Genomic DNA, 16,604 nt, shown 5'->3' on the forward strand with positions numbered 1-16,604 from the left:
TACCGCAATGCATGAAGATGCCAGCAGAGTTAGAAGAGAAAATTCTGCAGAAAACTATGCAACGGTGCGTCATACCGCACTTAATCTGCTAAATGCGGACAAAACATTTAAAGCAAGTATCAAGAGAAAACAAAAGAAGGCCAATCGAAATACAGATTACATCGAGCGAGTCCTTACAGGGCAAGGTGCTTCATGATTTCGCCCTGAGCTTCGTCCTTAAATTCCCCTCTTAAGAGGGCATATCTCTATGCCCGTCTGTATTTACAGGCAACCATTCAATTGACTTATAAATAAAATCATCGGTGTATTCAAACATACCCATATTTGGGGTTATTTTATCTTTTTTCATATGCACTGAGCATATGTAATAAACCTTTGTATTAGTAGATTCGAAGGCTATGTGAGTTGATTCAAAGTAAATTTTAGTTTGTTACAAGAGTAAGTAATTAATCTGTTATTTATTATTTAGGTGGACATATGTCGAAGAATGAAATGAAAAAACCAATTTTATCGTTGAAAGAAAAGCGAAGAATGAAGAAAGAACTTAATACGGATAAAGTTATAAAACCTAGAAAAAGAAAAAATTAAACAATAATGGGGTCATCAATGGCCCCATCTAAAACTAAATGACTAGGTTTCAAACGATAAAAACTATCAGTGCATAGGTATTGTGTGTAAATTGGAGATTTTTTATCAAAAGTAATTTTTATTTATAGATAAAACCTACTCTACCAGCTTGAACAAAGTTAAATAACCTTTCTCATCGATCGAGTAATGTATTTTATTACTGCGGGTCCTGAGCTATAAGAGCGAATATTATGTCAATATTTTTGAGAACATAAATGAATAAAAAACCAGAAATCACAATTTCATCTTTAGATTTAGAGCGCTTATACAATATAATTGATTTGCTACCTAAAAGCAGTGTGGCAGGAGTTAGTGGGCTTGAAGAAGAACTTGCTCGTGCAAATATAGTTGACCCTGAACAAATACACCCAGATCTAGTCACTATGAACTCTACTGTTAAATTTACTGTTGAATCATCAATGAAGGAATTTACACTAACACTTGTATACCCGAAAGATATAGATTCAAAAGGTGAAAGAATATCAATTTTAGCTCCTGTCGGAAGTGCTCTTCTTGGATTGACTATAGGGGATAAAATTGAATGGCCAAAACCAGGTGGAGGATTCATTAAAGTTACGATACAAGAAATACTTTATCAGCCAGAAAGAGACGGTGAGCTGCATAGGTAAAACACCCCTTAAACTCTGTACCTTTATTTAGGACCTTTTAGCCTCATAATATTTTATAAGAAACGTTCACTTTATTGAACATAAGAGGACCATACGAGTATATATGTTTAATTGAAGGTTAATATTTAAATACTATCTATGTTTTGAGCTAGAGATTAGATTGTTTGTTTTTTATGAGGCTATTTAGCTTCACTCTATATATTTATACAATTTGTATTATTAAATTTTTTAAGGGATATATTGCTATGTGGATATTTTATGCATTACTCGCTACATTTTTTTTTGGTGCTCGGGGAGTATTGTATCAATGGACATCACAAAAAAGGCTTGACCGTAATTTATTGTTATTCGGTGTCTTTTTTGTTGGGTTCATAATCAGTATTTGCGGAGTTCTATTGTTAGAACAGCAGTGGTATCAGTGGGCCGATGTTGCTGTTGGGGTAGCATTAGGTTTTGGTTCTTTTGCGGCAAATGCGTTCTTGCATAAAGGCTTTTCTGTTGGAAAAGCTTCTCTTATTAGCATTCTGTCTGGCCTAACGCCTTTATTTGTATTGCTATTTGCTTATTTATTATGGCAAGAAACTTTAACAACATTTCAGTTAGTTGGCTTTTTTATCATTTTTGGTGGGCTTTATATTATTCGCTATTCCAATGATATTTCTATAAGTAATTTGCAAGGGGCACAGTGGGGGTTACTTGCGGCATTATTCTTTTCATTTAACGACTTACTAGGTAAACAATCTACTCTACTTGAAGCTGATACTTTTGCGACATTAACGTCAATGTTTGGTTTTGGTAGTTTTCTTTTTGCCATGAGTTGGTTAGCAAATCGTAAAAAAATGTTAATTCATCAAAATGATATTCGTCCTAGTTGGTCTGGTATAAGAACTTTTTCATGTGGGTTGCTTATAGGTTTGACTAATGTCGCTGGCATGGTTGCGATCATATCGGCTTTTGCAACGGGTAATACAGGATTAGTCTCAGCTATTTCTGGAATGAATATTTTGATCATTCTGCTGTATTCTCGCGTTATTTTAAAAGATTCTTTTACCAAGCAAGAGGTTTTAGGGCTAACGACTGCATTTTTAGGAGTTATTGTACTGAGATTGAGTGCAGTTTAATTGTCTTTACAGTAAGTAATAAGCATTAAAGCTTTCATAGCCTGAAATGTGGTCCTCAATTTTAATTTTGTGTGGATGCTTATTAGTGTCGCAAATAGCTTATAAATAGGAATAGTAAAAATGAAAAAAAAATTAGCATTAATTGGTTGTGGCTATTTAAGTCAAACTGTTGCTATGGCTCTAAAAGATGGAAATTTCCCTGAATACGAGCTAGTTGCTGTGTTAGGAAGAAACTCGCTTAGAACTAAGAAATTTGCTGATTATTTCAACTGTAAACCTTGTACTGATATTAAAGCGTTTATGGATTCAGAGCCTGAATTTGTCGTAGAAGCTGCATCAGCTAATTCTGTTGTCGATTATAGTGAAATAATTTTAGAAGGTGGCTCTCATTTAATTGTGTTGTCTACGGCTGCATTTGCAGATGTTGCGTTATATCAAAGAGCCATAAAAATAGCGGCGAAGAAAAATACTAAAATATACATAGCTGGTGGTGCTACTGGAGGTTTTAATCTTCTTCAAACTGCTGCCTTAATGAGTACTACGCCGATCGATGTAACTATCACATCTAAAAAGTCCCCTGGTTTTGTCGCGCGCACTCCATTTTACAAAGATGGTTTGATGGATATAACTGAGCCAGAAAGAGTATTTACAGGGACCGCTAAAAAGATTATCGATATTTTTCCTTATGTTTTTAATGTGGTTTACGCAACGTCATTAGCTAGTGCGGGTCCTGAAGCAACTAAGTTTAATATTGATGCGACACCTAATTTTACTGGAGATGATTATAGGATAGAAGTTAAAGGGGATAACGTTGCTTTAGATTTAACTATTAAATCTGATGATTATGCTATCGCAGCTTGGAGCGTCGTTTCGATCCTAAAGAATGCTGTGTCTCCAGTTGTGTTTATGTAGAAATATATAATTAACAATACTAAATGAAACCTATTAGTTGAAATATTTTCTATTAGATAGTTTCAACTAATAATCATTTTAATGTATCTGCATCAGAATGATTTTTAATAACTAATGGTACCAAAATTAAGTTTATCCAGTCCTTTAGATAAATAAACCTCGATCAAATAATTAAGACGAATCTCTATGTGGCGATGGCTAAAAATATTCTTAACTATGTTTAATGTTTAATGTTTAATGTTTTTGTTTTTTTATATGTATTTTGTAATGCATATACTTGTGGGTTACTAAGGAGTTAGTATTGTTTAAATTTACCCTAAAGCAAAATGACAAATTATCAATTCAATTAACTCACCACATGAAGAAAGGAGAGAATAGGCGAGTTGATTTATATTTTTCATTACCTAAAGAAATGGGGATCAATAAAGATACGCTATCAGAAACTGAATATTTTAATGCAGGAATTGACGGGCGGAGAACATACCATACTAAAGGTTTGCATTTAGCGTTATTACTTCAACACTTTTCTAATAATATGAGAGATTCTGTAGCTGACTATAAAAGTAACTTAAACCAATTTGCCTACCAATATATCACCGCACTTGATACTGGTTTAAATGAAGTATTAGCAATGGATGATAATGATGACTTAGCAGAGTTTTACAGTGCGGCTGTTAAATTGACTGAAGATTGTTTAGATATATTAAAAAAACATCGCAGCCAGAAACCTAAAGGGGTAAAGCTTCTTTCTGTTTATGAAAGTATCGATAATTACTTATCATGGTATACAGAGCAAAGTATTTTGCGAATACTAGTTAAACAGTCACGAACTAGTGAATTTTCTGAAACTCGCTCTTCTTTATTAACTATCTGCGAAAAAGAAAGCCAATATCGAAGTAAAAAAAACTATAATTTGGCAGCAACAATTAGAGACTCTAACCGTATTGCTAATAAGATGAGGTTATTACGTCGCTTGATTGAATATGGCGTTATATTTAAGAGTAAAACAATTACTTTAGGTAACAATACACGAAAAATAGTTTCTGGTGTTGCAACTGCTTTATTAATGAGTGTTGTTTTAGTTTTAATTCTTATGACTCAAGGGGCATTTAGCCATTTAAGTTCCCTCATGATTCTTATTTTATCTGCAATTTATGGAGCGCGAGAGATATTTAAAGAAGAGTTTATAAATATCTTATGGCGATGGGTTAGTCATGGAAAGCCTAAATGGTCACGTTCTTTATATGATGCGACTAGCAGAAAGGAAATAGCAAAACAAAAGGTATGGCTTGATTATCTTAAAATCAAGAAATTACCGAAAAAAAGTAAGGCATTATTAGCGGAGCGTCGTTCTCAAAACCAACAAAGTGCTGAAATATTGCATTACCGCATTGAAACCTTTGTAAATAAAAAAGGTTTTCAAAGTGGTTACGATACGATTGAAGAGAGTATCGTATTTAATCTACGTCCATTAACTCGTTTTATTGAGGGAGGAATAGATAAAGTGTATGAGCGTGTTAAAAATTTGAATAATAAAGATAAAATTCAAACAATATCTATAGAGCGACGCTATCAGATTAATATTATTGTTGCTTTTGATCAGTGTGGAGTTAAAGAACATTTTGAGCGTTATCGTATTACTCTAAATCGTTCAGGCATTGTTGAAATTGTTAAAGCGGGTGAAGTAAAAATAAAAGACACAAGCAATAAAGGCTTTAAATCAAGGTTACACTCATTATTGCGACTGAAAAGATGTGTCTAAACTAAAGTCAATTTTGACCGTTATTTTTTACATGTACCTTGATAGTTATAGTTGACAACAGATTGATAAATAGCATTCCAGATATCTTTTATACCACCTTGACTACAACATACTTTATTTAGAAGTTTAAATGTTTTTTATCAGTCGTTTATGCTTTCTCTATAAGTAAATATATGTTGTTATGATGTACTAAACCTTAAAATAAGTAGCTAATGAAAATGAATTCATATAAAAAAATTGACAGTAAAGCGACTATGATAATCACTTTAATTTGCTTTGTTTGGGGTGTGCAACAGGTATTATTAAAAATGGTTTCATCTGATATGTCACCTGTATTACAAATATCGTTAAGATCTGGTATTGCTGCATTGCTACTTATAATAGTCATGTTTTGGAGAAAAGATAAATTAATTAGCAAAGAGACTTGGAAGCCTGGTGTAGTTGCAGGTTTACTATTCGCTTTAGAGTTCTTTTTAGTTGGAGAGGGGTTACGGTATACGACAGTATCACATATGGTTATCTTTCTTTATAGTGCACCAATATTTGTTGCTTTAATACTTCATTTTAAAATAGTATCTGAGCGTCTTAATAGACTGCAATGGATTGGAATTGGGTCCGCATTTTCGGGGATCGCTCTTTCTTTTCTTTGGAAGTCAGAGGTTGCAGATGCCAAGGTGATAAATGATATGTTGTGGGGAGATGTGCTTGCTGTTTTAGCTGCCTTATCTTGGGCTGTGACAACTGTATTAGTAAGAACTTCTAACTTATCAAATGCACCTGCAACACAGACATTATTATACCAATTAATGATTGGTTTTATAGTTATCCTTATTGCCGCAATAATGACAAACCAAACTCATTTTACATTGACGACGTCAACTGTTAGTAATCTTATTTTCCAAGGTGTAATAGTTTCTTTTGGGAGCTTGTTATTATGGTTTTGGTTATTACGTAACTATGCTACTTCTGAATTGGGTGTTTTTACATTTATGACACCAATGTTTGGGATATGCCTTGGGGTTTTGGTATTAAATGAGCCTTTAGAATTGAGTTTTATATTTGGAGCTATACTCGTTATATTTGGGATATTTCTTGTAAATAATCATCAATTAATACAAAAAAAATTGGCAATTATTTTAAAAAATTAAATATTAGATTATTTTTTGTATTTTGAAAAAAAGTTTCGAACTAACTTAGGGCCATTCAAAAGGCTCTAATTTTTTAAGAATAAAATAATTTTCTTTTTAACCTTGTTAATAGCGTACTTCTAAGACTTTTAGAGGGAAACCTGATTTAATAGCTTAACCTTAGTGATGAAGTGACTGGTAAAAGTCAAAAATGACTTATAAAGCAGAATTAGATAGGAGTTTCAGATTAATTAAAGTACAACATAAAACCCAATTAATAACTCTAAATGGGTTTTATATTGTTTGATTTTAAACTAAACCTTGATCCAACATCGCATCTGCAACTTTAACAAAGCCAGCAATATTTGAACCTAAGACGTAATTTCCTTTATCACCATACTCAATCGAAGCTTGATAAGCCGTATCATGGATATCTTTCATTATTTTCTTTAATCGAGTATCAATCTCTTCACTAGACCAAGATAAACGCATTGAATTTTGTCCCATTTCTAAACCCGATGTAGCAACACCTCCAGCATTTGCAGCTTTTCCCGGACCAAACAGTATTTTTGCATCAAGAAACTTATCAACTCCTTTTTTACTTGTTGGCATATTGGCCCCCTCTGAGACAAGGTAACATCCGTTATCAAGTAATAATTGAGCATCATTTTCGTTTAGTTCATTTTGTGTCGCGCTTGGGAACGCTGCATCACATTTTATAGACCAAGGCTTTCTGCTCGGATAAAATACTGCACCAAATTTATCTGCATATTCTTTGATACGTCCTTTTCGTACATTTTTTAATTCAAATATAAATGCAAGTTTTTCGTTAGAGATCCCATCAGCATCATAAATAAAACCTGATGAGTCAGATAATGTTACAACTTTAGCACCTAATTCATTTAACTTTTCTACTGTATATTGAGCAACATTACCTGAGCCAGAAACAACACACACTTTATCCTTTAAGGTTTCGTTTCGTGTTGCAAGCATCTCTTGTGCAAAATATACTGAACCATATCCAGTAGCTTCTTTACGAATTAACGAACCACCCCAGCCAAGTCCTTTGCCAGTTAAAATGCCTGTAAATTCATTTTTAATTCTTTTATATTGACCGAACAAATAGCCTATTTCTTTAGAGCCTACTCCGATGTCACCAGCTGGGATATCAGTATTTGGACCTATATGGCGATAGAGTTCTGTCATGAAAGATTGACAAAAATGCATAATTTCATTATCAGATTTACCTTTAGGATCGAAATCAGCCCCTCCTTTTCCTCCTCCCATAGCAAGCGTGGTTAAAGAATTTTTTAGTACTTGCTCGATACCTAAAAATTTCAATATTCCTAAATTAACGGTAGGGTGGAAACGTAAACCGCCTTTGTATGGGCCAATAGCACTATTAAATTCAACTCTAAATCCTCTATTTATTTGTGGCATACCTTTATCATCAAGCCAAGGAACTCGAAAAATTATTACACGCTCAGGCTCAACAAATCGTTCCAAAATTTTTGCTTTTTGATATTCGGGATGACGCTCCATAACAGGGGTTAGAGATGTTAAAATTTCATCCACAGCTTGATGAAATTCAGATTCGCCTGGATTTTTATCTTTAACTAATTTTAATATTTCATTGGTATATGACATTTATATTCTCATTGAATTAAAAGGAGCGTGTACTTAACTAGCTAATAAAAAAGTATATTTTATCAGAAAAATAACTTGTTCAATAACACTTGAAGTTATCAGAGCAACATATCATTTTATTGCGCTGTTATAAATACTATAGGGAAATAAACGCACTATAATAGTGCAGGGCTGTGTAGGGCAAGCTTAATAGCCCTTTCATTTACTTGATATTATTCAGGTTGCAAAAATCAGTAAGCTGAAGAGTAAACAAATTCTAGGTATAAATGCTTTGAAGGTGGTATTAATATTGGTTATCTTTGTTTTAAAATGTTGTTTCCTGCATTAATCCACGAATATAAGTGTGTAGCAAGGTTTAACCTCTATTGACAACGCGTTTATCCCATTGCGTATACCTTCAATGAGTATACCTAGCGAGATTTCAGTGGTGATTGCTACGGCAAGCAAGATCAATATGGCATAAACGTTATAAGATGAAATTTGTGTTCATATAATGGTAATGTCCGGAATCGAAGCCTCAATGTTGGTATGTTTGATAGTGTTAAGCATTAATGTCGATATTGGTGTAAATAACATACGTTTGTTTATAGTTAGTAGAATAACGTCAGCCACATATATAATGAAAGTTTTCATCTAAATAGTTATTCGTTATTAATCACTTGAACATTTACAATGGAGAAATGAGAATGAAAAATCGTCCCTTTATCACAAGTTTTTTTATAGCTCTAAGCGTTTTACTAAGCGCTTGTGTACCTAAAGAGCAGTACAATAATGTGAGTGAAAATAATCAAGCAAGCTCAAGCCTGACGGAAACGTATTGGAAATTGGTTCAGCTTAATGGTGTACTAGCCCAAATGGTTGTTGGCCAAGAGAGAGAGCAGTACTTTGTATTAGAGTCGCAAAATAAGCAAGTTAGGGGGGTTGCTGGCTGTAACAGTTTCTTTGGCCAATTTGAAACAACGCAAAGTAAAAATTCAGATTCGCTTCAATTCAAAACTTTGGGGGCGACAAAAATGGCCTGTCCCGATGCAGAAATCGATGAACAGGCCTATCTAACTGTATTCGGAGATACTGCTCATTATAAAATAGTGGGTGAAACACTCACTTTACTCGATCATGATCGTGTAGAACTTGCGACGTTCAGCTCTGTATACTTACAGTAATTAGTTGAATAAGCATAGGATGAGCTTGGTTGAGCTGTATCATTTGAAATGAACGTGTTTAGTATGTGGCGACTATGTCAGTTAGTTGCCCTTCATATTAAAACGAGTAGTCACGATAGTCTTCTTCGCATATCTACTAGTCGCATTAACCCCCTGAGTGAGCGCCTATATTTAATCTAAAGCCGCGATAAACCATATGAACTGTAATCTAATATTTGGTTTCGATATCTCCGATATTTAAATGAAAGTATTCTGTTTATGAATGATGGTGGGGTACAAACGCCAAATTAAATAGTGTGCAGTGCGATTGTTCTGAATACTGACGGCTAATTAGTGTCTTTATCACACTACGTTAACTATATTGCTGGTAATAACACTCTAGATGAGGGGGAGCTTTGCTATTTTAGTCAGGTAAATACTCGTTCAATATATTACATTCGATGTGGAACACATCAGTACATATAACAGAAACTTACTAATAAAAATTATTTCAAGATTTTGTATTCAGAGCTGATCCAAGCGCTTATTTACCCAACAGCTTTATCTTTCTGACAGGTGCATTAATAATAACTAATTTTATCCAATAAATCCTTTAGGGTTTAGATAAATACAAAGTTGAAGTGATGGTGACTTTAGTCATCATTGTTGATTTATTTTTTCATTTAGGTGAGTATAGTAAACAAAAAATAGGTGTGACAAATGAATTCATTACTTAAAATATCTGAAACTATTTTATCTGAAAGAAAAAAACGAAAATGGAGCCAACAGTTATTAGCTGATTATGCAGGGCTTAACAGGACAACTATTGGCAAAATTGAGCGTGGAGATTACGATGATGTAGGGTTAAGGAAAATAGAGCGTATCCTTAATCTATTTAATAAATCATTAATGGTAACAGATTCAGGCTTACCTACTTTAGACCAATTGAAAGAGACTAATAATGGCTAACGTTGATGTTTACACTCATGGAAAGAGAGTCGGGAGGCTACAGAAAGACAATGTGGTCCACCATTATTCGTATGACTTAAATGCAAAATATGCATTATCCCTTACTATGCCTATACGATTAGAAACCTATACATACGAAGGATTACATCCATTCTTTCAGATGAATATGCCAGAAGGTGGGTTACGTTTAGCTATTGAGAAAGCAACCGCAAAACAGTATGGCAGTAATGATTTAACAGTATTAGCGTTGTTAGGAAATAATCAAATTGGCTCTGTACGATATGCACTGGAAGATCAAGTGCTAGTAGATGAGAGTGAATTTGATTTAAGCTTAGAACATCTTCTTAAAAGCGATGATATTGATCTTTTCTCTGAACTATTGTCAAGGTTTGCTCTGCGATCTGGTGTTGCTGGGGTACAACCAAAAGTATTGTTAGAGGTTAAACAGTCTAATCATGATCAAATCGAAACTAAAGCTACCTATCCAATCGATTCATATATAGTCAAAAGCTGGGGAGAGGAATATCCAGAATTAGCATGTAATGAGTTTATCTGCTTAAGCATGGCAAAAGCCGCAGGATTAACTGTTTCACCTTTTTATTTGAGTGATAATGCGCAGTTACTGATAACTAAACGCTTTGATATTAACGATCAAAACAAGCCAATAGGATTCGAAGATTTTTGTGTTTTACAAGGTCGTTCGACTAAACAAAAGTATGATGCAAGCTTAGAGTCTTGTGCGAATACTATCAGTCAGTTTGTTTCACCAGAGTATCGTAAAATTGCTTTATATGACTTTTTTAAACTTACCGTTTTGAATATTATTTTACGAAATGGTGATGCGCATTTAAAAAATTATGGTGTTCTCTATGAAAGTCTATCTGATTACAAGCTGGGGGAACTACCAAAGACTTCTGTCGTATTTTCACCTGTATTCGATATTGTCAGCACAACGCCTTATATCAAAAATGATACGATGGCTCTAAGTTTAACTGGGTCCAAACGTTGGCCAAAATGGAAACTGCTGGTTAAATTCGGCAAGCAACATTGTTTACTATCAAATAAAGAAATTACCCAAATTATAGATGAAATTGAACTAGCTAAATTACATGTTTTACCCATCATTAAAGAGCTTAGTTTGAAGCATCAAGGCTTTAGTGATATTGCAAAGAAAATGCTTGAATTGCTTGATGAAAAAATAGCAGAATAAATGCGCTATGCAGCTGATAGTAAAAATACTGTTAGCTGTTTAGGTAAAATATTCCGTAAAAAATATCAAGATTTAATAGATGGTTGTAGGCGGGAATTAAATAAAATTTAATAGTGATTCGGCTAAAATTATAACTATGTGCAAAAAAGACAGTGATAGATAATAGGTCAATTAAATTTGAATCTGTTACAATTTTATGTTGTTTGAATTCAAAATACTCTCTTCAGTTTTACCTCGAAAATCTAAGTTAAAAAATTATTATTTAAAATAAATATCTTTAATCGGTATAATAAACCTAGAATTTATACAGTTTTAGTCGTGACCAAAAATCTACAGTGACCATCAAAAAAGTGTTAAATGGGCTTTAATTGGTGTGAACCGAAATTGTGTTAACATGCTGATTAAAAAGGAAAACTATGCTTTTCAATAGTTTAAGTTAAGTAGGGTCTTAAGCCTTCTAAGCCGTAGGCCACAGGTTCGAATCCTGTAGGGCGTACCATTTTTAAAAAGTTTAGTGGCGGATGTAGCTCAGTTGGTAGAGCCCCGGATTGTGATTCCGGTTGTCGCGGGTTCAAACCCCGTCATTCGCCCCATTTTTTAAATCTTAAGTTTAAAAATGTTTAAATCGTTGCGGAATTGGCGGAATTGGTAGACGCGCTAGATTTAGGTTCTAGTATCGTAAGATGTGAGAGTTCAAGTCTCTCATTCCGCACCATTTAAACTTATAAATCAATTGGTTACATTGTTGATGAATTGATTAAAGATACAAAGATTTCTCGGTGATTAGCGCAGCTTGGTAGCGCATCTGGTTTGGGACCAGAGGGTCAGAGGTTCGAATCCTCTATCACCGACCACATTAAAGAAACCGCTTATGCTTAACCGCAAAAGCGGTTTTTTTTCGTTTTTAATTTGATAATATCAACCCAGCCTTCTTTAAATTTCCCTCTTTTTAACACTACTTTTACCCACTTAGAATAACTAAAAAAACACTAAAATTTAACTCTGTGCCCAAACTGTGCCCAAACTGTGCCCAAATACTTTTTATAGAAAATTAAGTGCTAATTAATTAGGCTTGGATTCAAACAATAAGCGCATAATTTAAACATCTACAATATGTTAGGCTTAAAATAGAAAAATGAGCTGCAGTAATTGTAACTTGAAAAATATTTTTTGATCTATTCTAAGAGATAAATCAAAGATTACTTAGAAACTATATTAAACAAGTAATCATTATTTATTCGTTCAACGGTTTGTATACCAGCTCTAGAACACCGACATTTTTAAAAATTCTGTCATATTGCTTTTACCTCCAGAGCTATGCGGTTTTGGGGGGAAACAAGAAAGGCGACTGCCGGTGAGTGCTTGTAAATTGTCTATCCTCACCAGCTTTATATTTATGCACCGATTGTGATCAAATCTATTTGTTTTATTTTTGATGCATGACTCTAATTTTATTAATAGTTAATTTTTATTGATATCTGTTGTTTTATGTTTATTTTCAATATAATAAAATAACTTTTTTCTAAATTAACTACCATTGAGCCTTTTATATGATTGCCAATTTAATAGAGAACACCTTACGTAGCGCAAGTGCTGAAACCGTATCTGAAATTATTTGTTTTTCAATATTTTCTGTTTTTGTGTTTTCTATTGTGTGTGCCAAAATAAATCGGTTACCTGCTTTAGTTAACTACACTCCATCATTACTGACGACGATGGGGATATTTGGAACATTTACTGGTATTGTCATTGGTTTATTGACATTTGATCATATGAATATTGATGTAAGTATTAGTTATTTATTAGAAGGTTTAAAAACCGCTTTTGTAACTAGTCTATTTGGGATTTTACTTTCAATTTTGTTCAAATTAATTCAATCTTTAGGATTGTTAAACCTTAAAAATGAAGAAAATAGAGAAATATCAGAAGCGACACCCGTTGATATATTAAATGCAATTAATCAACAAGGCTATGGTATTGAAAAGCTGATAAATACAATTGGTGGCGATCAAGATAAGTCGTTAATTAATTTAATTCAATTAATGCGATCTGACATTAATGACCATCAAAAGATTTCTATCAACATTACTCAAGAAAGCAATCAAAGCCTCATTCAAATAAATAAAAAATTAGAATATCAACATACTTTATTTAGTGAGTTCTCAGATAAGCTTTGGATAAAACTACAAGATTTTTCTGACACCCTTTCTAAGTCTGCAACTGAGACCGTTATTGAAGCATTGAAACAAGTTATTACTGACTTTAATAACAATTTAACAGAACAGTTTGGAGAAAATTTTAAACAATTGAATGAATCAGTTAAAGCTCTAGTTACATGGCAAGATAATTATAAAGAACAGTTGTCAGATATGATAACTCAGTATAAACAAGGTGTTGAGGCAATAACTCAGACAGAAAAATCAGTTGCTCAAATAAGTTCTGAATCAAAAGTAATACCTTCTACAATGAATGACTTAAAAGATGTGATGATAGTTAATAAACATCAATTAGATGAGTTAGAAAGACACTTAGAAGCGTTTAAGGATATACGAGATAAAGCTGTAGAAGCAGTTCCTGAGATTAGAAAGCAAATTAATGAAACAGTAATGACAATTTCTGAGTCAGTTAGTGTAGCAAATGATCATTATAAAACATTGCTAACGGAATCTGATAAATATATTCAAAACCATATATCCACTTCTAATAGCCTTCTAGATAAATTTGTAGAGAATACCAAAGAAGGTTTGAATGAGGTTGGTATAAAATTGAGTGATAGTGCAAAACAAGTAGCACTGGTAGTAATAGAAGGTTCAGAGCAATTTAAAGATGGGGTTGCAAGAAGTAATGGTGCTCTAGAAAATACGGCGGTCGCACTCTCTAAACAAACAGAAGAAATACAGCAAAATTTAAAACTAACTGTAGAAGATTTAAATAACACCGTTCGAGATATGATTAATGGATTGGTTGAAGACTCTAAGAAAATTGGAACAACGCTTATTGATGCAAATAGTTCTTTGAAAACAGAAACAACTGCTGCGAGAGATCATGTTATTGAGACTATCGATGAAATGCAGAAATCTTTAGAGTCATCCTTAGAGGGTGTTTACCAACAGCAAAGTCAGCATATGCAGCAGATGTTTAATAATATTGATAAAGGTTTAAGAGAGCAAGTCGAAAAAACTGGGGACGCTGTTGAAGGTCAACTGGACATACTCGATCAAGTCATGCAGCAAGAATTAACCAGAGTGATGAGTGCAATGGGAAATAATCTTGCTCAGATCACGGGTAAATTTACTTCTGATTATTCCGCATTAGTTAACCAAATGGATACTGTTGTTCGGAAGAGGGCATAATAAATGTCTAAAACCGATTCTATATTTGGGGTTAATAAGGCCCAAGAGATCGCAGAAGATCATTGGTTGAGTGTATCTGATTTAATGGCTGGCTTAATGATGGTATTTTTATTTATTGCCATCGCTTTTATGCGGCACGTTTCTATTGAGAAAGATAAAATAAAAGACGTGGCTGTTGCTTATCAAGAAAATCAAGTTGCTATTTTTGATGCCTTAAATGACGAGTTTAATAAAGAACTTGGGCAATGGAGAGCTTCTATTGATAAAGAGACGTTATCTTTTCAATTTAATTCTCCAGATGTTTTGTTTGATACCGGGAAAAGTAAATTAAAACCGGAATTTGTAAGTATTTTAAATGATTTTATACCTCGTTACTTATCCATATTAGAAAAATTTAAAAATAGTATTGAAGAGATAAGAATAGAAGGCCATACCTCATCCGAATGGTCTCAATACACATCAGAGCAAAGTGCTTACTTTCTTAATATGGAACTATCACAGAATAGAACACGCAGTGTATTAACCTATTCCTATTTATTACCAGGATTAAATGATCAACAAAAAGAGTGGATAAAATCTAGTTTTTCTGCCGTTGGATTAGCTTCATCACATATAAAGTTAAATAAAGATGGGAGTGAAAATAAAGAAAGATCCCGCCGAGTTTCATTTCGTGTTATTACGAATGCAGATATTCAAATTCGAAAAATTATCGATGGAATGTAAATGAAGTTATACGTTGATTTTTCGAATTTAGAAGCTGCCGTTAGCAAAATGGGATCATCGAGAGTTGAATTTGTAATTAAGCAAAATTATGTTCCTCGTGATCCTATCGACATCCAATTAGGTGATGGATTTGAGGTTGATTTTGCAGATATTCAATTTGAAACGGGTCTTGCAAGCTATGAAGGACGACAAGTTCTGTTGTATATCAAAGATCACCACTACGGAAATAAGTATGAGCAGGCTATTGAAAATGGCAAATCAGGAAATAGATATCATGTAGCCGATTGCTCGAAACTTGAAGAAATGAGAAAAAAAGGCAGATTAGAGCGCTATGTGGTCACAAATAAACTAGACGGTATATTTAAAATCTCTAGAGGAGCCAATGAGTATAGAGAAGCGCAAGAAGGTGAAACGAAATTACAAATTTGTCAGTTTTGCCTAGATGCTATTAATTACCAAGGTTTCAAAAACATCTCGAGGGGGCCTAAAAGGCAAAGTTTTGTTGCAACTTTTGATCTTACGGATTTCTTTGATACGTACAGTTCATTCTTTAAGTTTATGCCTTCTGGCATTGCAGATAATCAAACAGAGAGTTATAGCGATGATTGGCAACAAGTCTCAAACAAGGTTAAAGAGAAATATCTGTATGTCTGTCAACAATGTGGTGTTGATTTAAAAAGTAATAAGCGCCTATTACAAACACACCATAAAAATGGCGTTAAAGCAGATAATACAGATTTAAATCTAACTGCTCTCTGTGCGGATTGTCACCGTAAGCAACCATTGCATACTCATATGTTTGTTCCTCATAAAGATACACAGTTAATTAACCATTTAAGGCAAGAGCAAGGGTTAAACTCAAAAGAAAATTGGAGAGATATCTATCAACTTGCTGATCCAGGTATATTTGGCGTTATTGATATGCTTGAAAGTTATCAATTACCAATGCCTGAAGTAGGTTTAGAGATTGTCAATGCACTGCATGAAGTTGTCAGTGAACTTGAGCTTGCTTGGCCTATAAAAAAAGTAGGTGTCGCAGTTGATAAAGAATCCAGGGCGAAATCATGAAGCACCTTGCCCTGTAAGGACTCGCTCGATGTAATCTGTATTTCGATTGGCCTTCTTTTGTTTTCTCTTGATACTTGCTTTAAATGTTTTGTCCTCATTTAGCAGATTAAGTGCGGTATGACGCACCGTTGCATAGTTTTCTGCAGAATTTTCTCTTCTAACTCTGCTGGCATCTTCATGCATTGCGGTATCGAGTTTCCAATGCAGTTTAACTTCGATAGCCCAGTGTTCTCGAGCCGCATTAGCAAATTCATTAACACTTAAATCCGCGGAGCTAATATAGAATCGAGCAGAAGCTTCTGTTGTCTTACCTT

At 33.7% G+C, this 16,604-nt stretch carries 14 protein-coding genes and 3 tRNA genes; 15 read left to right on the plus strand and 2 right to left on the minus strand.

What is annotated here, in order from left to right:
- From H592_RS24295 to H592_RS0118390, 6 genes are all read left to right on the plus strand, one after another.
- Positions 1–196: hypothetical protein (locus tag H592_RS24295; protein ID WP_028870066.1), on the plus strand; the 196-nt coding region annotated here is incomplete at its 5' end.
- 646 nt (positions 197–842) lie between these two features.
- Positions 843–1,256 carry a nucleoside diphosphate kinase regulator gene (rnk, locus tag H592_RS0118370; protein ID WP_028870067.1) on the plus strand — a complete coding sequence of 138 codons (414 nt, stop codon included), beginning with the start codon at positions 843–845 and terminating at the stop codon, positions 1,254–1,256.
- Positions 1,257–1,501: 245 nt separating this feature from the next.
- A complete protein-coding gene (locus tag H592_RS0118375) occupies positions 1,502–2,377 on the plus strand; it encodes a DMT family transporter (RefSeq protein ID WP_028870068.1) in 876 nt (291 codons plus the stop codon).
- A gap of 120 nt (positions 2,378–2,497) precedes the next feature.
- On the plus strand, positions 2,498–3,289 hold the full coding sequence (locus H592_RS0118380) for an aspartate dehydrogenase domain-containing protein (RefSeq protein WP_028870069.1): 792 nt from the start codon (positions 2,498–2,500) through the stop codon (positions 3,287–3,289).
- Positions 3,290–3,590: 301 nt separating this feature from the next.
- Complete coding sequence (locus H592_RS22780; protein WP_037072181.1) at positions 3,591–5,051, plus strand: hypothetical protein; 1,461 nt, start codon at positions 3,591–3,593, stop codon at positions 5,049–5,051.
- Between the two features lie 218 nt (positions 5,052–5,269).
- Positions 5,270–6,199, plus strand: coding sequence for a DMT family transporter (locus H592_RS0118390; protein WP_028870070.1), 930 nt, complete (start codon positions 5,270–5,272; stop codon positions 6,197–6,199).
- 288 nt (positions 6,200–6,487) lie between these two features.
- Here the strand turns inward: H592_RS0118390 and gdhA are convergent, their stop codons facing one another.
- Positions 6,488–7,825, minus strand: coding sequence for an NADP-specific glutamate dehydrogenase (gene gdhA, locus H592_RS0118395; protein ID WP_028870071.1), 1,338 nt, complete (start codon positions 7,823–7,825; stop codon positions 6,488–6,490).
- 686 nt (positions 7,826–8,511) lie between these two features.
- Here gdhA and H592_RS23425 point away from each other — a divergent pair.
- The 9 genes from H592_RS23425 (at position 8,512) to H592_RS22795 (ending at position 16,290) form a co-directional block, all read left to right on the plus strand.
- Positions 8,512–8,988, plus strand: a complete 477-nt coding sequence (locus tag H592_RS23425) for an META domain-containing protein (protein WP_051369261.1) — start codon at positions 8,512–8,514, stop codon at positions 8,986–8,988.
- 699 nt (positions 8,989–9,687) lie between these two features.
- The gene (locus tag H592_RS0118410) at positions 9,688–9,936 is read left to right on the plus strand and encodes a helix-turn-helix transcriptional regulator (protein ID WP_028870072.1); all 249 of its coding nucleotides are present in this window, start codon (positions 9,688–9,690) and stop codon (positions 9,934–9,936) included.
- Positions 9,929–11,146 (plus strand): type II toxin-antitoxin system HipA family toxin, encoded by a 1,218-nt coding sequence (locus tag H592_RS22790; protein WP_037072184.1) that lies wholly within the window; start codon positions 9,929–9,931, stop codon positions 11,144–11,146. The genes H592_RS0118410 and H592_RS22790 overlap by 8 nt, the downstream gene beginning before the upstream one ends.
- Positions 11,147–11,663: 517 nt before the next feature.
- A tRNA-His gene (locus H592_RS0118420) sits at positions 11,664–11,739 on the plus strand.
- A 37-nt stretch (positions 11,740–11,776) separates the two neighbouring features.
- Positions 11,777–11,861: transfer RNA gene (locus tag H592_RS0118425), tRNA-Leu, on the plus strand.
- Positions 11,862–11,923: 62 nt separating this feature from the next.
- Positions 11,924–12,000 (plus strand) — tRNA-Pro (locus tag H592_RS0118430).
- Positions 12,001–12,696: 696 nt separating this feature from the next.
- A complete protein-coding gene (locus H592_RS0118435; protein ID WP_028870073.1) occupies positions 12,697–14,499 on the plus strand; it encodes a MotA/TolQ/ExbB proton channel family protein in 1,803 nt (600 codons plus the stop codon).
- A gap of 3 nt (positions 14,500–14,502) precedes the next feature.
- Entirely contained in the window at positions 14,503–15,222 is a 720-nt protein-coding gene (locus H592_RS0118440; protein ID WP_028870074.1) for an OmpA family protein, read from the plus strand.
- Positions 15,223–16,290 (plus strand): HNH endonuclease signature motif containing protein, encoded by a 1,068-nt coding sequence (locus tag H592_RS22795; protein WP_051369263.1) that lies wholly within the window; start codon positions 15,223–15,225, stop codon positions 16,288–16,290.
- On the opposite strand, the gene H592_RS0118450 is transcribed toward H592_RS22795, so the two are convergent.
- Positions 16,285–16,604 (minus strand): ISAs1 family transposase (locus H592_RS0118450; protein ID WP_156916157.1); only part of this gene is annotated, 320 nt, incomplete at its 5' end. The genes H592_RS22795 and H592_RS0118450 overlap by 6 nt on opposite strands.

This window comes from Psychromonas arctica DSM 14288 (assembly GCF_000482725.1).
Classification (GTDB): Bacteria; Pseudomonadota; Gammaproteobacteria; order Enterobacterales; family Psychromonadaceae; genus Psychromonas; species Psychromonas arctica.